The following is a 26,810-nucleotide window of genomic DNA, read 5'->3' on the forward strand; positions in this document are numbered from 1 at the left end:
TACTCCGGCCTCATCGGCCTGATCGCGATCAACTATGAAATCGACTGGGTTGTCTCCGGCGCCGAACTGATCGGCGGACCGGTGGAAACGATCATCCACTCGATCGAAGGTTCCAAGGTTGATCATCGCGGCAGCTTGCTCACCCTGGGCGCCGACATTCTGGAGGGCGCTGAAAACGTGGCTGACAAGCATTTCAATAAGGACAGCGACCAGGTCAACCGCGTGATCGTGAATCCGGCCAAGGCGGTTTACACGTTCTTCGGCGGCAAGGAAAGAACATTTGATTTGACCGACGCTTATCTGGCCTACCGCCGCGGCGCCGCCGCCCTCACCATGGTCGAAGGCCGCGTGGTCGAGGTGTTGAGCCAGGATGCTTTGAGAAAGGCCGAAGTCCTCAATGGCGGCGCCCTCACGCTCGCCGAATTCGTCGAGGAAGCCGAAGAGAACAGGCAGATTTACAGAATCCTCGAGCAGTTGAAGACCATTGAAGATGTCCGCGCCGCGGCCAGCGCCGTTGATATCCGCACCGTTGCCAGCCAGGATGACCTGGTGAAGAAGCTGGATGAGCAGAAGGCCATGGCGTCCATCCTCCGCCAGGCCCTGAAAGACGCCGCCCAGCCAACCGGCAGAGAAGGCGAATACACCGCGAACATCGCCGCCGTGGTTGCCGGCGAAGAAACGGTCCTGGTCCGGGCGATCAACGGCACCTACGAGAGAATCACCGGTGACGGCAAGGCCGGGACCATGGGCGAGTTGCCCGCCAACTACGGCATCGAGACGCTGACCGCCGGCAAGGACGCGATCCTGGTCATCGCTCCGGAAGACATCATTGCCGGCCGCCTGGCCGAGAAACTGGCCGCGATCCGCAGCGCCCTCACGGTGACGCCGGTCGAGGCCGTGACCTTTAACCTGCCGCAAGAGATTTCCAGCAGCATCATTGTCAAATTTGTGGCCCAGCGTGACCAGGACCTGGCCAGAGGTTACGCCAAACTTGAAGACATGTTCATTGCCGTCGAGATGTCCCGCAAAGACTTGCGCGCGGCCGTGAACATTTCCAAGGAAAACACCTTTACGCTCGAAGCTCCGCTGGCCGCGGCCCTGAACAAGGCCGCCGGGCTCAAGGCCGGCAAGGGCGCGGCCGTGGCTGTCCGCATCGCCGAGCAGATGGAAGACTTCAAGTTCGAGGGCAGCGTTCTGACCGTGTCTCACAATTATCTCGTGGACCTGAACCGTTACGCTGTCCAGCAGCTCGCGCAGGCCGTGGATGCCAAGATGGAAGGCAAGTTCCACTTCGTGCCTGCCAAGGAAAACAAGAAGTTCACGCTGGCCGAACTCACGGCCGTCCGCAGCGAGCTGGACAACAGCAATGCCGACGAACAGATGCTCAGAGACGTCAAGCAGATCGTCAGACGCGGCATGACGCTGGACGAGGTCATGAAGGCCGAGAACGCGAAACTGTTCGGCGCGATGCGCAAGGCCTTTACGCAGTCCGGCTGGCCGGTTGTGCACAGTTCCCGCGAGCAGATGGAACAGGCCGTCGAGTTCTTCGCCGGTCTCTGGCTGAAGGACGAGGATGCGTCCTTCGCCGCGGTCATGGCCGAAACAGCCCGCCGCCTTGAAGCCGTCGGCAAGGTGAAGAACGAATTGAGGATTTTGAGACAGGCCAAAGAATCCCTGCAGGCCGAGCTCGTGACCACGATCAAAGAAAACGAAAAGAAAATTGTCAGCGAAAAGATTGAAAGCGTCAGCCGTAAGATCGCCGAGTTGACCCTGCGCCAGGTCATGCTGGTCCAGGCCGCCCGCGAGAATGCGGTCAAGATGCTCGAGAGACCGTCCTTCTGGAGCCGCGTGGCCGGACTGTTCAAGAGAAACAGCAAGGACAGCGCCGTCGAATTCCTCAAGAATCAGATCAAGGACACCGAGCGCCTGCAGGTCGTCCTGCAGGTGTCCAGAGACACCGGCTTGCCGATGGCCGAGATGAGGACCGTGGCCGGTCAGGCCGCCCGCGAAGCCGGTGTCTCCGCTTGGACTCTGCCGGTGTATATCCGCAAGACCATGAACGTCGCAGCCGGCGCGACAATCGATATCGAATATAGCGAAAACAAGGATGCCCAGGACAACGCCATCGCCCTGCTGCAGTTGGCCCAGTATTTTGCGAACAGATTGACCCAGCGCGAAACTTCTCTGAATGCCCTGGCCAAGGCCGAGAAAGACGCTGACTTCCGCAAGCGGCTGGTTGAGAGCGAGATTGTCCGCCTGACCGACAAGAAGACGGCCGAGGCCTTGAAAGAAGCCCAGGAGCTTGAACCGTTGCGGCTGACCGTGGTCACCGAGGGCGTGAATGCTGCTATCGAGAAAGATAAAGCTCTGTTGAGCGAAATCGAAGGCAAGACGGATGAGTCCTTGAGCAGTTTTGGCGACCAGATCAAATTCAGAATCGAGAAAGCCAAGCGTCAGTTGACCCGGTTGACCTACGCCGGCCTGCTCGGATTGCAGTTATTCCAGCAGACGGCCAACGGTGTTCTGGATCAGTATCGCAACACCGTGGACCATGAACCCGGTGCCCAGGAGTACATCAACCAGAAGGCCGACGCTATTCAAGAGCAATTGGCCGCCGTGGCGCAGCAGATCGGGGATGTTTATACCCAGACCGGCAATGCCAACCTGCTTGACATTGTTCACAAGCTCGACCAGGCCACACGCGATGAGATGGCCCAAGAAATCGCCAAACTTCCGGATGCCATCTACAGCGAGGACATGGCGGCGATCAAAAAAGTCACGGAGAGAATCAAGGCCGTCGTGGATCAGACGACCGGCCGCAGCGCGGCTGTGAAGACCGAACCGGTCAAGGCCGCTGATGTGAATGCCGAAGAAACCAAGAAGACCGAAGACGCGGCGGCGAAGGCCAAGGCGGCCGAAGAAAACCGCAAGGCCCTGTTTGCCGCCTCCGTCGAAGCGGCTACTGCCGGCAAGTTCGATGTGGCCAAGGACGAACTCATCGAGGCCCTGCGCAAACTGCTGGCCGCCGGCGAAGCCACCGACGCCGACAAGAGAATTCTCCAGGCCCTGCTGAACGAACGCAACGGCAACGCCGGCAAGGTCGTCAAGGACAGCAAGTTCAAGGCCTTTGAAGCCATGAGATATCCGGGCGCGGCCGGAACGACCGTCTCCGTCAAGGAGGCCGGGATCGCCCTCACCCTGGCCCGCGTCCGCACCGACGCGGCCCGCGTCAACTTCAACTCGGTCTTCAAGTTCGGCGAGCCGTCCGAAGCGTTCCGGAGATTCTTCCTCAGTGTTATCAGTAATACCAGCAACTTCACCAGCGACTTCCGCTCCGCCGAAGATCGCCGCGGCCTGATCCCGATGTCCGCCGAGCAGTGGACCAAAGGCGCCGAGCTCCTGCAGGCGTCCCGCCTGAACATCCGGCTGGGCATGGATCACCGCACGGCCCTCACGTATGAACAGACCTTTGATGTCATGAACAACCTGCTCGCGGCCACGGCCTACTTCCAGTATCTCGTCAGCGAGATCAGCAAGACGGCCGCCGGCAAGAGCATGGATGAGGTCCTGACCCTGGCCCTGGTGAACTTTGAGCAGGGCAAGGTCAATCCGGTCGTCGCCGGCATTGAGGCCACACCGTTCGCCAAGACCGTGATGGCCGAGCTCAAGAACCCGCAGGTCGAATTCACCTCGCCGGCTCCGAGCTTCATCAATATCCGCGCCGACCGCAACCTGCCGGCCAAGACCGCCCAGGCCGAAGCCGGGGTGAAGGCCAGGTCCCTGAACGCCATCGTCAGTAAAGAGGAAGCCAGAAACGGCAAGGCGGCGTATCCGGTGATCGCAGTCATCGAATCCACGCCGGGCGACAGATTTGAAGCCGAAGGCCGCGGTTATACGATGGTCAATAAACATAACGAATTCAAGGAATCGTTCCTGGTTGTGCGCATCGGCGACAAGCAATATCAAACGATCACAACCCGGAAGACCGGCGCTGTGAAGATGCCGGAAAGCGTGGTCGAGCAATTGAACGCGATCTTCAGCGACAGCACCAAGGTCATCGCCGGCAGGACCGGCCCGGCCATGGGCGTTGTGCTGGTGGTGGGCGAGAACGACCGCACCAGGGAAGAAGCCCTCCTGCGCAAGATCCTCTTTGAACTGTTCGTCAATCTCAACGCGGCTTACAAGACCAGCATTCACGCGACCCAGATGGTCTTCACCTCGAACTTCCCGATGTATCATTTCACTCGTCCGGCGGCCAAGGGCGAGATGGGCAGCAGAGAACAGATCGAGATCGGCAATTACATCGACAGCGAGAGGGCCCAAAAGCTTTACGTCGAAGACAAGCCGCAATACGCCGTCTACCAGGGCCTGACCCAGACGGTTGTCGAGCATGTTGTTCCGGCCTACAGCGAAGTCAGGGCCGTGGCCGGCGGCCGCGTGGTCGAGACGGACCTGACCCGCTTCGGCTGGACCGTCGTGATCGAGACCAAGGTCGGCGCTGACACGATCCAGCAGATCTTCGGCCATGTGGGATCGCTGTTCAGCGGCGTGAAGAGCGGCCAGGAGATCAAGCAGGGCGATGTGATCGGCATCACCGCGGCCCAGGGTTCCCTGTCCCGGTATCTCTTGAAGATCAGTATCAACGGCGAGGACAGAGACCTCACCACGCCTCTGCCCGCGAAGATCGCCGTGTCTGACGCCGCCGCTGTCGAGGCCGCCCGCAAGGCCATGAATGACCGGCAACGCCAGAATTACCTGGCCGAGACCGGCCGCATCGAACGGAAAGAAAAGACGATCGAAGAACAGATCGCCGACCTGGGCGACGAGCAGAGGATACTGGATCAGGAGCTTCGCCAGGTTGAGCTGGACCTGAAGAAGTTCGAGATGATGGCTAATATCGACCAGCCCGAAGCCGACCGCAAGGCGGCCAAGGCCAGATTTGATTACATGGATGCCTACACCCACACGGTCAGCTCTCATGCCGGGGTCGTGGCCAACGCGATCTATGAGCAGTATAAGGAAATGAACCCGACCGAGAAGGACCGCATCAATCTCTTCGGCGCGATCGCCCTGAACTGGAACCCGGGCAACGCCTTCTTCAACCAGTCGGTGAAGATCAACGACGACATGAACGCCAACTTCATGCTCGGGCTCGAGAACAGCGCCGCCCCGTATCTCGACCTGATCAACATGGGCATGGGCTTCGAAGATCTCCTCAGCGCCTCGGCCGCCAGCCAGGCCCTGGGCTTCCTGTTCTACGCCAAGGCCGCGGCCGACGTGTATAACATGCTTCAGGACAAACGCCTGAAGCTGAACGAGCGCGGCGGCCTCATCGTGGTCAGCCAGAATCCGTTCTGGAAACCGAAGGGCGCCAAAGATCTCAGCAGGCTCCTCCTCGACACCTCGACCAAGAAGATCAGCAACCCGTACCTGACGGAAGGCAAGAACGGCGAGATGACGTTCGAGGACATCAAGAAGGCCAACATGATCGTCATTCCTCTGGCCAGCGGCATCCAGGAATTGCCGAAGGAAGTCGGTGAATTCCTGCAGGGCATCCCGCTCATCGGCAAACCCATCAGCAGGATCCTGGGCAACACGGGCAACAAGGAGATCGACGCCCATGACTCGGTGTGGGAGAGCAAGCAGTTCCGCGCCGTGTACCTGCCGGGCCTCAAGGAGATCGAGTTCCTGGCCGAAGCCATGAAGAACGAGGACAAGAACATCGTCTACGCCATCGAACGCGGCAGGGCCGGCCAGGTCGTCAAGCTCGCCGACGGCACCACGGTCACGAATCCGGAACAGAGAGTGTTCTACATGAAGTACAACCTGAACACGATCAAGACGTCGGCCCTGAAGAACGGCCTCAACGAGATCAAGGGCAAAGAGGTCCTGTTCGTGTCCCAGCGCTTCTACACCCTGAAGAACGAGACCGATCCGGTGGCCGCCGACTTCTTCAAGCATCCGAAGAACCTCGGGTTCGACATGAAGCCGGGCCAGGCCTACATCGTGCCCAGCAAGGCCTCTCTGGATCATCTGCAGGAACTGCACGAAGTTTACCGCGGCGAGGACGCCAACAAGAACACGATCCTGGCCGCCGCGATTCATCCGGTGACCGGCGAGATCCTGGCCCGCTACTATGACTTCGACGGCCTGCCTTCCGTGATCCCGGTGAAGATGGCCAAACGCGACGGCATGACGATCTATTTCGGCGAAAAAGAAGTCGAGGTCGACGTGGATTCCACCAAGAGCCTGGGCAAGGTCCACCCGATCATCATCTACAGCCGCAAGGCCGCCGAGCTCGGCTACTGGTACAACACCAAATTTGAGAACGAGAAAATCGAGCACGTGCTGGTCTTCAACGCCCAGGGCGAATACCAGAGAACGATCGAAGTGAAGCCGGGCGAAAAGATCGTCATGGATATGCTGGTCTACGGCCAGAAGAAATCCGATGGGACTGTGGTGAAGCGCAGCCTGCACATGACCAAGCCGGACCTCAAGGCCAAGACCGAGAGCTTAGAGGAAGTCAAACTGCCGGCCGGCACGCCGGTGGTCGTGGCCGCGCCCGGCTTGAACGCGTCGCTGGTCAAGGGCGTGAAGGAAGAAAATCTCGCCAACGTCTGGGCCTTGAAGAGCGGCGCCTTTGTCAACGGCGAGATCGGGATCCTGGTCGGCAAACCGGCCAAGATGCCCAAGGCCAGAGTGGACTTCATCGGCGACCGTTCGATCTACCTCTACAGCGAACAGGAAGCCAACAGATACGGCCTGGTCGCCAAGGACCTGGATGAGAACACGGTCGTGAGGGTTGACCTGGCGGACAGCAGAGACGGCCAGATCAAGGAGAAGGACGCCGTCATCCTCGACTATCAGACCGGCCGCGACAGCAAGCCGCAGAGGATCATGCTCGCCGGCTACGGCCTCGACAGCACCAAGGACCAGGTCGCCCGCCTGGATTACAGCGTGAACTTCTCGAACATTTATGAGCAGATGAGAAAGAAGCAGGCCCTGGCCGCTGTCCAGGAAGCCGGCAAGCTGACGTATCTGCAGGACGGTCACTTCCTGCCTCCGACGACGCGGGCCATGCTGAACGTCCCGCAGGAAAAATCCGAAGGCGCTCCGTTGACCAGGGCCGCCCGGTACGGCCAGGCGGTCATCGGCGACATGGAGAAGATCCTGAATGACGCCGGCTTTAAGCTGACCGACAGCCTGCGCAAGGGCCTCAGCACCCTGCAGGGCGCCCTGAGGGACATGGACGGCAAACAGAAAGAACTTGAAACGGTTTCCAGGCAGGTCACCGAACTGCAGAGACGCCTGCAGATCCTTGAGAAGCACAGAGGCGAGAAGGTGTTCCTCGAAGAAGCCCAGGCCATCCACAAGCTTCTGCAGGCGCTCGGCGAAGAGGACGTGAAGCTTGATTCCGGCAACGCCCTCTCCAGAGTCCTGCACATCATGGCGGCCAGCAACTTCAAGACCTATGAAGAGTACCTCGCCGAGTTGAGAGCCGAAAGAAACAAGACCGGCAAGAGCATGGAAGAGATCATCCGCGGGGAGATCATGGACTTCAAGAACCGCGCCACGGCCACGGTCTTCGGGATCAACGCCATCGCCGACCTGAGCGAGCGGATCGACGCGGCCAACGACGGGCTGGACATCCTCAACCGGACCCTGGCCGGCAGCGGCCGGATCTGGGCCCAGGTGCACGGCCTCGGCGAGAAGGACGAGCAGGGCCACCTGCCCACCACCGAAGCCGGCTTCATCTCCGCCGTCAACCTGTCGCTGGTGCGCATCGACCGCCAGCGCCATAATCTCGGCTTTGACGTGCCGGGCGTGACGGACCGCCTGCCGGCCGACAAACAGCAGTACAAAGTCAAAGTAAAGGACGACGGCCTTGAGCTGGAAACCAAGAACGGCGAGCCGGTGCTGAGAGACCTCGTTTCCGTCAACGGCATGCTCACCACCCGGAATTATGAGAACCTGATCCCAACCGTGGATGAAGTCACCGGCGGCGTGGATTATTACGGCCATAATCCGTTCAATCCGTTCATGTACCAGAACCGGCCCGGCCGCATCGCTTCCCTGCAGAACGACGCCATCCCGTACTGGCAGAAACAGGTTGCGCGCTCTGCCGCGATGTCCCAGCCGGAATGGCATCAGTACACCCAGGAATGGTTAACGCACACCGAAGCGTGGCTGAACCTTGAACACGGGTTCAACAGCCAGCTCTGGGCCTACAAGTGGGTCATTGACGCCCTGCGCAGACACAGCAGTGACCCGAATTCGACCCGCGACGTTTGGGCTGAGATCAGAAACGGCACGCCGCAGCTCCAGCAGGCCACGGCCCTGCTCGGCAATGTCTCCGGGCTGTTGAGCAGCAAGAATGACCTGCTGCTTCGCGACAAGGTCCTGCTCGAGCAGTCCAAGACCGGCCGCGCCATCGATTACACCGGCCTGCCCATCTTCCCTGTCACGCTGACGGCCGAGCAGATCGAGTTTAACAAGACCGCGATCGAGGCCCGCAAGGTCCGCACGATCGCCGAAGTCACCAATTACTGGGAAGTCGACGACACCGAGGTCAAGGCCCGGACGACCAAGGGCCGCCTGTACCGCATCGACGAGGACGACCGGGTGTACCTGCAGAAGGTCATCGATTACAACGACTTTGACGCCGACGGCAAGCCGGTCAACGAGGAGGCCCTCCTGACCAAGGACGCTGTTGATTTGATCAGAGCCTTCCTGCCGACGCTGGACCAGGAAAAGAACCTGTACCTGAACTCCGAGTACGGCCTTCGCGATGTCCAGCTGCCGAGAGATGCCAGGATCGACACGGCGCCGTACGAATCGATCGAGTCCATCATCGCCCGCAAGAGACCGTATTACCTTAAAGAGATCGAGATGCTGACTGAGAGACGCCGCATCGTCAACGCCATGGAAGCCCTGATCGCGAACAAAAAATACTTCCGTAAGGAGGCCGGGGAGAGGATCGGCGCCATCCTCGACTTCGAGACCGACGCCGCCCTGCAGGCCCTGAAGAACGTGGCCGAAAGAATCGGGTTCGGCAAGAACCCGCTCGAGCACCTGTTGACCGAGCTGTCCAACATCAACCAGGCGAACCTCAAGCAGTTGAAGGAAAATCAGATCATCGGCGAGACCCGTAACCTGGCCACGTCCGCCCAGGACAAGGCCAAGAAGGCCCTGCAGCTTTACACCGCGAACCTTCTGAAATACAACGCCAAGCTGGCCGCCGTTCATAGCGAAATGCTGGCAGTCATCAATGCCAGGCCGGTCCAGACCAGCAAGGAAGAAGACCAGGCCCGCGCCCTGCAGATCTACTTCAGCAAACTCACGCGCGCGCCGCCGGCCATGACCGTGATCGGCGACCAGATTTATGTGTATGTGCCCAAGACCAGAGATGTTTCCCCGTACGCGAAGATGGCCGCCTTCAACGGCCGGACCAAGATCGAGCTGGCCGAGGCCGGGTTCGCCAGCGTCGAGAACATCCACACGGGCATGGATGAACTGATTCCGACCTTCCAGCAGTTCGCGCTGAAGAACTTCCTGCCGAACATCGACTTCTACGTCGGCACCCTGCAGGCGACCGCGCCCGGCGCCGCCCAGAACCGCTATATGCTGTTGAACGTCACCACGTCCGGCGTGGACAACGACCGCGCCATCCACAAGATCGCCGTGGGTTACAAGCAGGGCTACCAGTATCAGCAGTCGGCCCTGGCGTCCCTCGGCGATGCGTCCGAAGACAAGGAGATCAGAGAGAACGCCATCCTGATCATCGACAGTATCGCGATCAGCGACAAGACGGTCCGGATGGGCATCGCCGGCATCCTGAAGGTCAACACGACCGGCGACCAGAGCACCACCCGCGGCCTGTCCGGGATCATCGAGAAAGACATCAACGAGCGCAACCGCCTGGTCCTCGAGATCGGCTACGCCGACGCCAGCCGCACGGCCCAGACCGACATCAAGATCATGGACACGCTGACCAACGAGGTGGCCTACGAGGCGAACAACATCACCCTGCGTAGCCAGGATGAATACGACTTCCAGAAGCTCACCTTCAAGCACGAAGTGAACGACAACCTGACGCTGAACTTCTCCATGAACCGCGTGCATGAAGGCAGCTTCCTCGACCTCTGGGAAGAGCAGACGAGCACCTTCGGTTCCGTGGGCGCCGATGCCCGGCTCGGCCCGGTGTTCGTGACCGGCGAATACGGCATCGGGGCCGAACGTTACGGCTTCAGCGGTACCTACAAGAACCTGACCGCCTACTTCCGCAGCATCGAGGGCGCCGCGACCTACGGCATGAACCTGAGGGTGACCGATTACCTGCGCATCGGCGTCGGCCAGGACGTCCGCGGCAACTTCAACGGCTCTTTGAGCATGACCAAATCCAGCAAGACCGGCGAGGTCGCGGCCGGCATGACGGGCGACGGCACCCCGTCGTTCCGCGCCAAATTGAACCTCCTGCGCCTGGATGATTTCAAGAAGTTCCTCACCTTCTGGAAGAAGGAAGAGAAGACCAAGTACGAACTCGCCACCGAGATCGCCACGCTCGAGTCTGAGATCACGAAGGCCAAGAAGGACAAGGGGACCAAGAGCAAGCACGACACGAAAGAGAAGGAAGAAAAGCTGGCCAAGCTCAAGGAAGAGTTCAGGAAGCTGGACGCCATCAAGATCAAGGGCATCGGCGCGGACTACGATCTCGCGACCGACGGCGTGATCGCCCCGTATGACCTCGGCGAGTTGACCGACCTCGAGGCCAAGTTCCGCGTGGGCGGGGTTGACGCGGCGAACGCCGATGAGGCCAAGCGCGTGAGAGAAGCCCTCTACAGCATCCGCGCCGACCTGGATCCGTTCGGCGGCGTGGTCGTGTTCGGCGAAGAGATGATGAAGCTGACCAGAGATCTTTACCAGGGCAGCGGCGCCGGCTTGGCCCTGTTCCTCGACGGCAAGAAGCCGGCCGCCCTGACCGACAGCCAGTATGCCCTCGCCAAGCCGCTCAAGGACATTTCGATCGAAGACCTGGCCAAGGCCGGCATCCGCCGCGACGTCAACGGCCGCCATTACATCCGCCTTGAGTACAAGGGCATCAAGTATACGAAGTATCTGGACGAGCTGGATGAGAACGGCATCGGCAAAGGCGACACCATGGTCATCCTGCCGGCCGTGCTCGCCGAGGCGAAGAAGAACGGCGTCGTGAGCTTCGAGAGCGATAAGCCGGTCGTGGTCCAGTCCACGGTGCGGATGATCACGGAATCCATGGCCGCCCTGAACGGCTTCGGCGCGGTCTACACGCCGGAAGGCATGGTCAAGCTCGACGCCGCGACGCTCAAGGCCATGGCCGAAGGCGCCAACGGCTGGATCAACTACATGCCGACCGGCGATTACGACGAGAACGGCAACGCCACCCGCCGTCCGGTCATCATGGGCGCCAGGCTCACGACCATTTCCGGCAAAGACGTCACGGCCGACAGCTCCGTGCTCAAGCTCGGGCGGCTGGGCGAGCTTTACATGGAGGCCATGGCCAAGACCCATTATCTGCTTCTGGAGAAGGACGGCCGCGGCTACTTCCGCGACGCGGATTATGTGATGGCCAACCGGAACGACCTGATCCGCAAGGGCGTTCAGGTAGAAAGGGTCGAAGTCGTGCGCGGCGTCGGCGTCAAGACCGTGGAGCGGATTTCCCTCGGCGTCAACGAAGTGTCTGTGATCGAAGGCCGCGAAGCCAAGCATTACAAGCTTGACGCGGCCAACCCGACGGCCGAGCAGACCGAGGTCCTGCCGGGCGTCGCGGTTCCTGCGCATGCCGAGAAGATCAAGGAATTGAAAGAGCAGATCCGGCTGAACATCGAGCGCAAAGAAAAGATCCAGAAGGAACTCGAGAGACGCAAAGAACAGCTCAAGGCCGTTCCGGCCCGGCCGCAGGTCGAGATCAACGTGCCGGCCGTTCCGGTGATCAACGTGCCTGCGGGCGTTGCGCCTGTGCCGGTCCAGCCCGTGCCGGTTGTGAATCCGTCTTACCTCCTGGCGGCCGCGGTTCCGGCCAGACCGTCCGTGTTGACGGGCGAAGGCGAAGTCATGGATGAATCCGGCGTGCCGGCCCGCCTCTTCGGCGTCCGTAACGCCTATGCCGCCGCTGTCGCGGCCCAGCCGGATGATCAGCAGGACATCCGCCAGCTCGAGAACGACCTCAAGCAGGTCGAGGCCGAGCTCAAGAAACAGCAGGAAGAGCTCAAGGCTCTTGAAGCCGCGAAACTGCCGGTCAGCTTCAAACAGTTCAGCTTCACCGGCCAGCCGGTGGCCGTGTCCCATGACCTCGGCATTGAGGTTGTGGACGGCCAGGAAGCTCTGGTGGTCCGCCGCGACGAGCTGAACGACGTCGGCAATATCTACAAGTCCCGCACCGAGGCGTATCTCAAGGCCGACGCCCGCAAGAAGATATGGGAGCAGAACAACGACCTGGCCACGCTGGACCTGAAAGACAAGAGAACCTATTACATTTACGGCACCGAGGCCGGCTCCTACAACAACCGCTACGGCGCTCCGGACCGGGCCGAAACCTATATCATGGAGAACGGCCGGAAGATCGAGCTGGTGAGCTCCGGCCGCACCGTCGCGTATGACGAGTCCACCGGCAAGACCACGGTCGAGATCACCGACCACAAAGCCAAGGTCAACGGCGGCAACCTGGTCTGGCAGGAAGTCATCGATGTGGCCGGCCGCAAGGAGAGAAAATACGACGGCGTTCTCAAGAACGGCCAGTTCCAGCGTCAGGTCGTCACGGTCTATACCGAGAGTTCCACCCTGGGCCTGAACAAACAGCCGCTCTACGAAGGCGTCACGCATCTCTATGACCGCAACGCGGTGGATGGGCTCGGCCTGAAGCTGAAGAGCACGACGGTTGTCAATGTCAATCCGGTGACCGGCGCGGTGCTTGACCAGACCACAAACCATCTGAGCGGTCTTGTCTGGCAGGAGCTCAAAGACGCTGAAGATACGCTTCTCCAGAAGTTTGAAGGCATCCTGGACAACAACGGCCGCTTCGTGCGGCAGAGAGTCATCGAGTTTGCGAAGTACGACAAGTACGGCATTGCCTGGGAAGCCGTCACCCGCATCCTGGAAGGCGGGGAGAAGGGCGCGTTCACGACCTCCACGACGCTGAAGTTAGAGAACGGCAAGCTGTATGTCCAGATCAAGGCCCACAAGACCGGCCTGGTCTGGCAGGAAGTCAAGGACGGCCGTGGCCGCGTGGTTGAGAAATTCGAAGGCGAAATCGACTCCCTGACCAAGAGATTTGTGCCGTCCAAGGTGACGAAGATCTACTACGAGGGCACGACAGGCATGATCGACTTGGCCAACCGTTCCGAAACCTACCTCGTCAACTCCGACGGCACCGTCGGCGAGCTGATCGACCGCAGCACCGTTCTGTATGCCGACGGCAAGGCGATCCGTGATGTCAACGCCGTTGACCTCACCAAGATCTTCAACAGCATCCGGAAGATCCGCTTCCAGGGCGAGCGGTATTACAGCGTGCCCGGCGAGCTTGAGCCGGTCCGCATCGATTATCAGGAAATCCGTGACGCCAAGGGCAACGTGCATGAAGTCCACTTCGGCCGCATGGAATTCGGCCTGTTCGTGCCGGCCTACAAGATTTACAGCTTTTACGAATCCGACGGCGAGAAGAAGTACGGGTTGTTCGACATCGCCACCCGGACCATCGCCACGCTGGTCCATCCGGACGGCAGCGAAACGATCGACTCTTACTCCAACAACACGGATTTGGATGAGGTCCGCGGCCACATCATCTACAAGGTCAAGCGCGGGTTCGTCAACGATGAGTTGAACGAAGCTCTCAACCGCTCCGAAGGTCGCGAGGGACGCTATGATTTCCTGAGGACGTATTTGAGAACGCGCGACGACATCAATTTCCGCTATCTGTCCGAAACCCGCGAAGAGCGCCGCAACGGCCAGGGCAAACTGGTGCTGACCATGACCGGTTCCCAGACGTTCGATCCGAAGACCGGCTTCCCGACGGACAATTCCGCGGCCTTCATCACCTTCCTGCAGTATGCCGACAGCGGCGACGACCGCCTGGCCGAGGGCAGCAAGACCGTCCTCTATGAAAAGGCCAAGGGCGTGGACGAAGTCAATTACGAAGGCAGCCCGGCCATCGTCACCAGCTCCAACCGCCGGATCGTCAAGGCCCAGGACATCACCGGCCAGGAAGTGCCGGTCGTGGTCTACGGCGCCGCGGACGTCCGCCGCGCCAAGCAGAGCATCCGGGGACGCGTGGTCCGGCTCGATGACGGCCGGCTCTTCGCCGAATACCATGAAGGCACACCGTTGGCGTCCGAGCCGAAGATCGTGTTCTTCGACGCCCACAGCTATCCGGTCAAGACCTACCGGCCGGAAGCCGGGTTCGACGAGGCCCTGGCCCTCGAGGACGCCCGCGTGAGAACGCCGTATACCAGACATTTCACCGCCCTGGTCGAACCCGCGACCATGAAGGTCAACCCGCAGTATCTCGAGGACGACGCTTCCGTCGAAAAGACCCACAGCGTGTTCGTGGTCTGGGACCAGGATATCCGCAAGCCGTGGAGACAGAGAAGCTGGGGCTCGATGCTCTACGACGTCTTCTCGCTGGACATCTTCCGCAACAACTTCATCGACGGGCGCGAGGCGACCACCGCCGCGTTCAGCGCCAGGGGCGAGAAGGTCAACAACCAGTCGCCGTTCCTGCGGATCATGCCGAGAAACGAAGCGCTTACGGTCGGCCAGCGCAAGGGCACGGTCTACTATCTCGACATCGCCAAGTACGAAGTCGCCAACAAGTTCAACCCGGTCATCTGGAGAGATTACAAGTCCGAGGGCTGGGAATCGGTGACCGAATACTTCTGGGTCACGTTTAACAAGCATATCAAAAACTCCTGGTATGCCAACTTCACTGAACAGTTCACTGGCGAGCGTAATGTCTTGGTGACACTGGTGATGGTCGTCGGCATCGGCGCGGTGTTGATCACCGTTCTGTTGCCGCTTCTGCTTCTGGGCGCAACGAAATTTTTGTCCAAGACTTTGAGCAAAAAGGCCATGAGGTTATTGAGAGGCGTGGGTAAGCCGGTTGCCTGGATTGGCGCGCTGGTCAAGGGCGTGATCTTCGGCACGGTCAAGATGGTTCGGAAGACCAGCGGGGCCAAGCCGGCGGCGGCCGTGCAAGCCGATATCAAGCAAATCGACAAGAAGATCCTGGCCCGCATCCAGAAGATGGTGCCGCATCTTTCCCTGATCGATCAGGCGGTCGCATACATGGCCGAGATTTATGAGCAGGATATCGACACCTTGTTGAACCGGTTCTATCCGGTGAACTCGGCCCCCAATGAAGAACTCAAGAACATCTACTTCATGATGCAGCAGGAAATCAAGGAAGAGTTCAAGAACAGAAAGGTCGAGGCCGACGATGAAGAGGCCATGCTCGACTTCAAGGGCGAATTCTTCGTGAAGCCGGTGGCCAAGCTCTTCCTCGGGATCGTCACCGAGATCTTCAACGAGTTCAGGACCTACAGCACCGGCGAACGCAAGTTCGACATCCGGATCACGGACCGCGAATTCAGATTGTTCCTGGATCTGGCCAGAGAGAACGATGACGATGCGGTCGGCCTCCTGGGGACCCGTTATCTGCGCCAGATGGTCCATGACAGCAAAGAAGAGAGACAGCTCCTCATCCAGGAGAAAATCATGCCGGCGATCAAGGATTACCTCCAGGTCAACCTTGAGAAGAAGGGCTACAAATTTTCGAGTTATCCGGTCCAGGGCGGGGCCGTGATGCGCGCGGTTTGGAGCGTCATGACCTTTGCCTTCATCGGCCTGGCCATCTATCTCTTCCCGGCCCTCGGGTTCGGCAAGTGGCTCTTCACGGTCGGCATCTTCGCGCTCCTGTCCAGGGAATTTTACGTGACGTTGCCGTATTTGGCCTTCCACTTCAAGCACTTGCCGCGGATCCTCCTGGATATCTTCTCCTCGAAATACATTCCGATGACGAGGACGGATGACGATCAGGCGAGACTCAAACACCAGATTTACTTCTTCAACTCCTACTTCGGCTGGTGGGCGATCAGCAACTCGGTCCTGCTGGGCGCCTTTATCTGGTTCACCATCGGCATGGTGCCGCTCATCGCCTGGCCGCTCATGGGGCTCATCTTCCTTATCAACCTGCGCGTCAGCTTGAGGGCCTGGTGGTATCTGATGGTCGAATCCCAGGCCCAGGCGCTGGAGAAAGATGAGAATCTGAACGCGATCAAGACCTATCAACAGGTCAACAGCGCCAAGATCGATGCCGAAGGCAACCGGGTGTCCAAGTCCGCCGAACTGTTCCGCGGCAAACAGGGCAAGAAGATCATGGATGTGGTCCGCGAAGACGAATTCTTGAAGGAATCCTTTGAAGAAGTGCTGGTGAAGGGCACTTTGTTGAACTATTCGATGGTCACCGAAGAAGAGGCCCGGATGCTCCGCGAAGCCCTGAAGGACAAAAAGGCCCTTCCGCCTCTCAAGGTGGCCCGCGCCAAACGGATGGTCACCCAGTTCTTTAACACGGTGGTTGTTTACAAGGCCAAAGGGCTGTCGCCGAAGGCCGAGAACATCGACTTGAACCGTCTGCGCCGCTTGTACTTCTTGATGACCGGCGTCCACGAATTGTTCCTGCCGACCGACGAAGAGCTGGATGCGACCGAGGTCGTGGATGAAATCAGCGGCAAACTGGTCCCGGCCGACAGGACCACGTTCCGGATGATCAAAGACACCTTTGCCCAGGAATGGGACATTTATATCCGGGAGAAGATCTTCAAGGGCATGGATCTGAACAAAGAAAAGACGACGCCAGCTCTGGTGCTGGAGCTGTTCAAGGCGGACACCACCTTCAAGCGCAGCGTTGAGATCATCCAGATTGTCCTGCGTCAGAACGGCGTGAGAAAGAGCAAAGAAGAAATTTCCCGTCAGCTGATCACCGAATGGATTTCCTACCGTTCGACCAACTACTACAAGACGGTCAAGTCCCAGTACACGTCGGCCTACTTGAGCTACCGGCTCTTCCTCAAGCACGCCCTCAAGGCCAGGAACAAGAACCTTTCCGAGGAAGGCCTCAACAGGAAGGTCGAGGACTACGTGAGGTTCGTCGCCACCTACAGCTTCTTCCCGAACAACCTCGACCAGTACGGCAAAGACCTCGTGAAAGAATTGATGGAAGACGGTATTGAGCCGTGGCAGTTGAACAAGAAGGGCGCCAGGACCATTGTGAACTTTGAGAACGCTCTCGGTGAGGAAGGCGCCACCGTCAAGAGCCAGCGCTGGGCCTTTGCCGCACCGTTCATCGAGCACAGCGAAGAACGGCCGGCCGCGGTGTTCGCCGGCGACTGGGATCACCTCGCCTTCCCGGTGGACTTCTTCCTGCTGCCGTTTGAAATTTATGGCATCAGCACGAACGAGCGCCTCGGGCTGGTGACCCCGGCCCTCAAGGGCGGAGATGAGGACATCACCACGACCAGCCGCAACCAGGCCGTCAGCGAAAACGCCTTCAACCTGCGCGTGCTTCTCGGCCAGAGCCGCGGCGCGGCCCAGTCCGAATACGGTCCGTCCATCTGGAAATTCGAGGCCTTGTCGAGAAACCTCCGTCATGAAAGCTACATTGAAGACAGTACCTCCGGTAATGCCGTGCTTGAGGAAGGTTATCGCATTGATTCCAGCCGTATGGTTGTCCTGCGCAGAGGCCGTGAAAAGACCCTGCCGTATATGCAGTCGTTCATCACCCGCTTCCCGGGTCTGACCACGGAAGAATCGTTCAACATCGCCTTCCAGCTCCTGATGAAGAGCGACAAGGTCCATTGGACCGAGAAAGCCGGCCTCTTCATGCTCTGGGACTTCTACTTCAACAAGCCGATCATTCCTCGTTACAACATCATGATCTTCGTGTTCTCCTTCTTCCTGTTGTTCTCGCCGTTCAGCCACATCGCCTGGCCGCTGTTCCTGATGGGCGTCCAGTATATCTTCACGCAGTCCATCACCTCCGCCGGCGTCAAGGCCTTCATGGATGCTCATCCGAAGGAAGAAAAGATTTTGAAGGACGGCAACTGGAAGAATATCTTGACCGCAGGGTTCTGGAGCAGATTTGTTAAGAAAGAATTCTGGAAGACCTACATGACAACGGGCAAGATGGGTTACATCACCATCTTCTGGAGTCTGGTGTTCATGTTCCTGCCGTTCATCCCGCTCCATGATGAAAAGGTCCGCCAGGCCATCGCCGGCACGCCGGGCGTGTTCACCCGCGGTGAGAAGATCACCAAACAGCCGATCATTCCGTTCGAGGTTTTGGCCAAGGTCTTTGCCCCGTCCATCCGCATGGGCGTGTATCTCCTGTTGACGCTGATCCTGGCTCCGCTGCATCCGTTAGGCGTTGTCGGCCAGTTCTTCTTCCATGTGTTCCCGCTCGCCTTCATCTTCGGGCCGTTCATGTTCAACGGCAAGAAGATCGTGACATTCCTGCTCGGCGACGGGACCAAGCCGTTTGTTCAGAATGTCGGGCACCCGTTGTTTGCGGGGATCGTATCTGGTATCGTCGGCATCTTCTATGCCTTCACCTATCCGGACAAGGCCTTCTTCGAGAAGAAGGAAGCCAAAGAACCCGTGAAGCTGGAGAAGCAGGGCCAGGTCAAGGCCGAAGTGCAAGCGAAGCTCAAGACCTTTGTCGCCGACGCCGGGCTGAAGGCCGGAGAAGCCATGGTGTTCGGCGGCAGCATCAGGGACATTCATCTCAAGAAGGACCGCACCTTGACGCTTGATAAGCTCCTGAATCCGGCCGGCGACATCGATATCCTCATTCCTGTCCGGATCACCAGAAAGCAGAAACTGGCCATCGCCATCGCGGCCTACAAGACGATCCTAGACGGCACCCAGCCGGAGGTCGAGAAGATCGCCGGGACCATGACGCCGGCGTTTATCCTGACTATCGCCAAGGCCTGGTATTTCCTGAAGGTCAAGGCCGTTATCTCCGCCAAACTCAAGGGCGGGAGTAAAGAGATCTTCGAGAGATCGGTCGAGAAATACCTGCTGGCCGGATTGTCCTTCGGCGGCGAGAAATTTGTCGCCACCAAGGGCGATGATGTGCAGACGTTCAAGGACCTCTATCACTTCCTCTATTGGACATTGCGCAAGGGCGTGGCTGAAGAAGCCATGAAGAAAGTCTTCGCGGGCAAAGAGGAAGCCCTGGCCAAGTCGGTCAAGGTTGTCGATCATAAATCCATCGACATCCTGGGCGCCATTGATGAAGAGGGCTACCTTTATATCAAGGACGGGTTTGAGCACCTCTTTAAGAAGAATCTCTTCTACTTCTCGGTTGACCGCGTGGCGGTTGACCTGAAGACCGGCGCCTTCTGGGCCGATAAGGGCAGTATCGACGATCTTCAGGCCCGCCATCTGGCGATCCGCAACCCGTATCGCGGCTATGACGAGAACAATCCGGAACTGACCATGGAAGAGAGAGAAGGCCACATCGATCTGCCGCAGGCCATGCGCATGGTGATGGAGATTGTCAGACATTACGGCGAGGCGTCGGTCGAGCCCAAGGACCTGGAATTGCTGGAGAAATTCTTCCGCAGCATCACAGACGAGACCGATGAGAACAAGTTTGTCGTGATTAAGGAATTGTTGGAGCTCAAGGCCGGTATCGAAAGCCGTCTGAAGGCCCAGGGTGGCGCGGCGGCTCCGGCGGCTGCGGCAGCGGCTCCGGCGGCGATGAGCGGCACGGGCGCGGCAGCGGCGAAACCTGCGGCCGGCAAAGCGGCTGGGACGGGCGCTGCGGCGGCTCCGGCGGCTGGCGCCAAGGCGGCGGCTGGAACCGGTGCGGCAGCGGCGAAACCCGCGGCTGGCAAAGCGGCTGGGACAGGCGCTGCGGCGGCTCCTGCAGCCGGTGCCAAGGCAGCGGCTGGAACCGGTGCGGCAGCGGCGAAACCTGCGGCCGGCAAAGCGGCTGGCACAGGCGCGGCGGCAGCGGCTCCTGCCGGTGCGGCAGTAGCGGCTCCGGCGGCTGGTCCGAAATTGTCCGAAGAAGAAATCCAGGCGCGCGCGGCCAAAGATTTGAGAGCCATGTACAACGACAAGTACGGCATCGATGAGATGGTCGAACGCATCTTCCTTCACGCCCCGGATGCGATCGTGGCCCTGCAGGTGATGGAACGCTTAGGGGTAACGGCCTTCCTCGAGCTCTTCGGCATCGATCTCAAGGACATGATTAAGCAGGCCAGGCAGAAGAAAGACATTTTGAGCAAGGTCACAGGCAAGGCCAACTTCGACCGCGAAGAGGGCGTTGAGACCGTGATCGCCTTCTATCAGGAAAAGGTCATCGACATCAAGGACAAGACCAGAGAAGAGATCGATGAAGCGTTGATGAAGATCCTGCTGGGCACGGATATCGAGAAGCCGATGAAGGACTTCTTCAAGAACATTCGCGTGGCCTGGAAGGATATGACCGAAACCGATATCGCCACGTCTCCCATTACCTTAAAGGTAATTACAGATATCATCAAACAATTGTTAAGCCAGATTGAAAAAGAATTGAAGGCCCATCAGAAGTTAAGCATTAAAGATGTCGCGGCTATCCGCAGATTTGTCAGAAAGACCCTCGCCTGGAAGCCGATTTTTGAGACGAAGACGATCAAGGAAATGATCCAGACCAAAGAACAGCTCCAGACCGCGGTTGCCCGCGCGGTCGAGGTCGCTTTGAAGAGAGTCAAGGGCGTGGACGCGGCCAAGCTCATGAAGAAGCAGGAGAAGGAAAGTATTAAGAAGCTTGAGCTCGGCACGATCGCGGCCGGCACGGTCAACCTTGCGGAATACGAGAATACCATCAAGCTCGTTGTCGTGCTGGGCGACCTTAAAGCGACCGTCAAGGCCCTCAAGGAGATCGAGCAGATCATGGCCAAGCATCCTTATGTTGAGGTCTACCTCGTCCCGGCCGGCAGAACGTATCTTTCGGCCGCGCCACGCATTAGCAGAGAAGGCCTCGAGCAGTTGATGGAAGAGAAATTCATCAACCTGAGCGCGTTTGTCCGCTCCGGCCGCCTGGTGATCGTGAAGAAGACCGAAGAGAGCAAGGACAAAAAGGTCAAGGACGAGGACAAACTGCCGGAAGGCCCGGTGAGCGAGACCTTGAAGCCGGGCATCTACGGCAAGGTCGTCCCGGCCGAGGTCGCCGAGGCCCTGAAGAAGACCTCGCTCGAATATCGCGGCCCGATCATGAGAAGAAATCCGGAGATCACGCCTGAGGCCAGCGGCAAGGAGGAAACCTTTAAGTTGATGCAGAGCGGGGAGAAATTCGTCATGGCTTTTGTGGATACAGACCACCTGACCCGTTATCACGCGGTATTGGGCCGTCAGCACAAACTCGCCGGTAAGATCCGCATCATGTTGCAGGATGTCATCCACAGGATCGAAGAGGCGGCCAAGGAAGATGATAAGGCCAAGGAAAAGCAGGATAAGCGATTCACGAACCTCAAGATCAAGCTCCTGCAGGGACGCGGCGACGAAAGCATCATCCTCATCCAGGGCGTCAGCGCCGAACTCGCCCATGCCCTGCTTGACCAGATCCGCAAGGGCGTTGTCCAGGAGAGCATTTACCGCCTGGCCGTTGCCGAGATCACGGACGTGACCCTCCAGGACAAGGAATCCCTGAAGGCCATTTCCGCGCAATTGGGTGCTGAACTGGTCGAATGGAACGGCCGCTACACCTTCATGTTCGACATCGAGAACCCGCTCACCGCCGAAGAATCGCTCGAGCATATCCTCGAGGCCGTCAACGGTGTGTTGACCTTGAGAAAAAACATCGCTGTCCGGGCCAGAGTCATGCAGGTCCTGCCCGCCTTCACGCTGTCCATCGGCGCGATGGAATACAAGAAAGAGAAGAGCAAGATGGACGTTATTAAAGAGAAGCTTTCCCAGGTCGTACATAGGGACCATGAAGCCCAAGGTACCCGGTTATATACCAACATATTCTTGGCCTTCTTAGGGGTACCCGAGGTTGCCAAATTGATAATGGGTATAATTGCCGCTTATCCATGGTTAGCGATTGCGACATTAGTTGTTGTTTTTATCCCGGTAATTCGTTGGATTGTAATAGGATTTTTGAGGTTGGTGGAGTCAAAATTCGAGAGATTCTCACCTTCCGTATGGGACCGTGGTGATGGTGGCCCAGATGATGGGTATTATGCTCGGGGCTATAAAAGCACAATGCTTCATAAAAAGTTAACCAAAATTATCGATGCTCTGCGAGGAAAACATTACCCGCGAGGGTTCATTTCTCGGATATACATGATATCTGCTCTTATCGGGATTTTAGGAATGAGTGCAATCTGGGCGTTACTTTTAACAGGGGCCTGGAACAGTGTAAGTGCAATATTCATGATGATAGTCGCTAAGGTGGTCTTGGGGCCGTGGTATCTGTCTGCATTAATTGTCATTGTTGTTTTAGGGGTGGCGGTCCTACTTTCGTTCGTATTGTGGAATTCGGTTGTATTGATACGGAATATTATTAAATCCAAGTACTCTTATGTTGATGAGAGTTGGTATGCAGGACTTCACGATTATGCGTACGCCCACCAAGACCGGGTGCGTACAGCTGCGATGGCTCGATTAACTAGGACTTTGAATGTGTTTAACTGGATAGTGAAAAATTATTTGATGATTCAAGCAAGACATGCTCATACTGCTGCCCAGTATCAAAGCCTGATGGAGAACTTGCAAAAGTTGGGCGCGAACAATACACAAAAAACGAGGGCTGCTCTCGCTGCTCTGAAAAACGGGGATTCGGAAGTACAGGAATTGGCTGCGAATCACCTAGCACTGTTGGGAGACAAATCCGTTATTGGAGAATTGCAGAAGCGACTAGTCAGTGCCTATAAGGAGATGAGTTCGCCTATTGGTAATCCGAATTGGAGCGTGACAGACCGAAGAGTAAGATTCCTAGTCCGAGCAATTAGGAGTCTAGATATAACCCTTGATGAAGAGGAGATAACTCGTCTTGCGCAAATGGTTGCTTGGCCTATAAGAGGTTCAGGGTCGAGGTCGAGATCGACACGTGTTAAAGAGATATCGTACCGGCAGATAAATCAAATTTTACAAGAGGAAGGAATTGCAGATTGGCGTCTTTTTGGCAGCCGGGCTCGTGGAACGGTAGACGAGAATGCGGATATTGATATTGTTGTTCCTCACGATCATTTTGTCCATCCTCGTCAGGCTGAAAAAGAAGATCAAAGATTTGCCAGAGCTAAAGCTCGAATCGAAGCTGCGACAGGCAAGAAGGTAGATATTAGCAAAAATACACTTAAGGGAATTCAAGAAAAAGGTGGGAAGAAGTTGAATTTTGGTGATGAGAATCCTTATTCCTCATTGCCCGTCCCTGTGGAAACCCAGCGGAAAGCGATAGCACAATATGGGGAAAGCACAATTGCCAAAGTTAAGGTGACTTTGAAAGATAACAAGGACATCACTCTCCATATTGAAGAAGGGGATTTGGAGCTTGGCTGGAGAGAAGTCCTGATTGAGCAGTTGAGGAAGCTGGTCAATGCTCAACGGGCGCCTCCGGGCTTCACATTGCCTGAAGAATTCACCATTATTGTCACCACCAAAGCCGGAGTAGGGCATCTGGTGGCCGCCAATGAAGTCCAGCCGTATATCGCCTCTTCCAGCATCTTAAAGAAGACGGTTATCCTCCATCCGTATTACTTTGAGCAGGGTGAGTATCTGACACTCAAGATCCTGTATCACGAACTGGTCAGCCATATCGCCAAGAGAATCTTTATTGAGTCACATGCCCAGAGCGATACCGAGAAATTCATGACCAGATTCTATGGGAAGTCGGATGTGGAAGAGCAGTATGATGAGATGTCCATCGAGATCAGCAAGCTGTCCAATGTCAGCAAGCTCAACGGAGGGAACAAGGTCACATTCAAGGACCAGAGAACGGTTCCTGAACTGGCCATTACGCCGAAGGCCAAGCCAGTTGTTGCGACCAGACCTTACGCCGTTAAGGAATTGCCGGCCGAGATGGCTGCCCTCGGGACGGCGAAACAAGTCGGCCTGCTGGCCTTCAAGGACGTTGATTTCTACGTCCGCCGCCTGTTGGTCAACGCGTTAGAGCCGTGGGCCGATGTCCGGTTCGCCCTGCCCAGAGCGTTGAGTCCGAAGGAGATCTTAACGGTTTGGGGCAGGACCGGTATCTTCAAGAGATTGGAATCGCTGGCCAAAGATGTTACAGATGAAAAGACACTCCAGGAAATCGAGGAGTTGAAGACGATTGCCATGAATCCGATCGCTGCCGAAGCGGAAAGATTCGCGAAATGGATTGAGACCAAAGAGAAAGAAGTGGCTGACGCGGTTGAGAAGAGAATGGCTTTGGCAGACATGAACGCCAAGGCCGGCAAGCATCCGCTGGAGTCAGCTCACTTTGTCGCTCTGGTCTTCCTGTGGCAGTATCTCGCCAGGCCGGTCCAGGCCGTGGTTGTGACAGAGAAAGATACCAACAACCGCGTTGAAGTCCTCAAGCAGTTCGGCCTGACCGAAGAAGAAGCCGTGAAGTGGTTCAACGCCCAGAGCGCCAAGCCCAACGGCGCGGCGGTCGAGATCCAAAACGTTTCGGAACTCTCCACCCAGGACTTCCTGAACATCATCGTCGGGCCTGCCCAGACGCTTGAGAACCGCCGCACGTTAAGAGGCCTTGTCCGCGAACAGTTGATGTACGGCTTCCTGAAGGACATCGTTGAGAACGCCAAGAAGATGAACGTGCCGTATCACGCCATCTTTGCCGGCGCCAACGCCGTCCACACGCCGTATCAGGATGAGCTCGGACATGAATGGGCTGTCTGGCAGAAGGATGTCAATGCCCTGACCCCGGATATCCATAAGACCTATGCGTCTAATGCGCCGCCGGCCGGGACGGTCACGGTTGTGAAGGAAGAAGAACCGAAGAACCTGCAGAACCTTTATCTTGAGGCCTATAAGTATTTAGCGCCGTATGCCGGTCAATATATTAAGCCGCAGGAAATTATTGTTATCCTCCGTGAGTTTATCAATACTCATCCGGGTCTTGCCGGCTTGGATATCGATTCCCAGTATGACCTCGAGCAGCGCCTGCTTTACCTGGCCCAGGGCATCCAGGAGGCCTATGCCGACAAAGCCCAGCCGCGCTACACCTTCCACACCGCGCTTGTGGCGATCAGCCGCCTGCAGGTAGAGGTCGCCGAATTCTTGATCAGTCATTCCAACGGCATCAGAAATATCTATGTCGCCCGCGACGGCGCCAACTACTTCGTCGCCGGGTATCAGATGGCCGCCGACAAGGCCGCGTATCTCGACAATAACTGGGTCTTCCACATTTCCCGCGACCGTCTGGATTATGTCCATTACGTGATGAGACGCATGGTCGCCACGGTTTCCGAGGTCGCCGAGAACGGCAACTTCTGGCGGCTCCTTCTGAACAAGTTTAACCAGACCGTTAAGGAAGACGAAGAGTTCGCCAAGGCCGCCAGAGAAACGTGGGCGCGTCTCGAGCACATCGTCGGCTCTGCCGAAGCCAGAAAAGCCGCGAAGTTCCGCTTCATCGACAGTATGGCCGAAGGTATCATGCCGGCCTTCATCAAGGCCCTGTTGATCAGCCAGAGGAACGACCTGACCGAGAAAGACATCAACAGCGTCATCGAATTCGTGGTCGCGCCGAAGTATGAAGAAGACCGCAATGCTCTTAGAAAGAAAGGCCGTTTCGTCGCCACAGTTTATCTGGATGGCAAGCGTCTCGAAAGCGGCCGCCTGCAGCAGGTCACGGAATGGTTGAAGGCCCACAAGTTGTTCAACGCCCATGAAGACCTGCCCGCCCTGACCAACGCCCAGAGAACAAAGAACGACATCCATTTGACAGACCGCATCCTCCTGGACATCCTCGAAGCCCAGGCGTATGGGCCATTCTATCCGTTCAGCGAAGTCAACCTCGGCCATCCGATCGAGCTGCGCAACGGCCAGATCATCAAGTCCACCATCACCAAGCAACTCGGCCATCTCCTGCGCACGATCCTGGTTTCCAACGCGGCCTATGTCAAGAACGGCGGCGTTGTGCCCGCCTTCGACAGGAATATCGACATCTCCGCCGCGCAGACCTTTGCCGTAACGAAACCGAACGATGTGCTCCGCGGCAAGATCGAACTGACGGCCGAAGAAGAAGATCTCTTCAGCTTTATCATGGCCACGCACAACGAGGTCGCGGCCACGATCTCGGATACCGACAAACATGCCCTCAAGGTCCGGCTGGCCCTGTTCATCCGGCTCCTGAACCTGAATGCCGGCGCGGCGTTTACGACGGCCAAGGACGAAATTAAGAGACTGCATGCCGATCCGACCTACTTCTATCATTTTGAGCGCTTCATGTTCGAGATGAGACAGCTCAAGGACCTGAACGCTTTCTATCATGTGTTCACCTGGCTGATCGGCGCCGAAGGCCAGACCTACGAGGCCTTCACCACAATGAGCGGGAAAGAATTCAACCTGGTCAAGATCGTCAACGTTCTGTCCGATATCCGGGAACTCGCCGCCCGCGTCAAGTCCCAGCGGTCGTCCCGCCTGAAGCTGGTGGAAATCTACGGCAACCGGACCCATAGCGAAGTCAAGGAAGTCACCAACCTATTCGAGCTCCTGGTCAACCTGCTCGATGCTGACGAAGCGGCCGGGACAACGCCCGAATCCAAACCAGAAGAAGGCGACAAGACCTTCTTTGTCGG

Annotated in this window: 1 protein-coding gene (only partly in view); it reads left to right on the plus strand. The window is 57.8% G+C overall.

Positions 1-26,810: part of an inositol monophosphatase family protein coding region (locus Q8Q08_00405; GenBank protein ID MDP2652474.1), annotated on the plus strand (this coding region is incomplete at its 3' end). The annotated region is longer than the window, extending 46,980 nt past the left edge and 68,960 nt past the right edge; the window shows 26,810 of its 142,750 annotated nt.

Source organism: Candidatus Omnitrophota bacterium, assembly GCA_030688425.1.
Taxonomy (GTDB): domain Bacteria; phylum Omnitrophota; class Gorgyraeia; order Zapsychrales; family JANLHA01; genus JAUYIB01.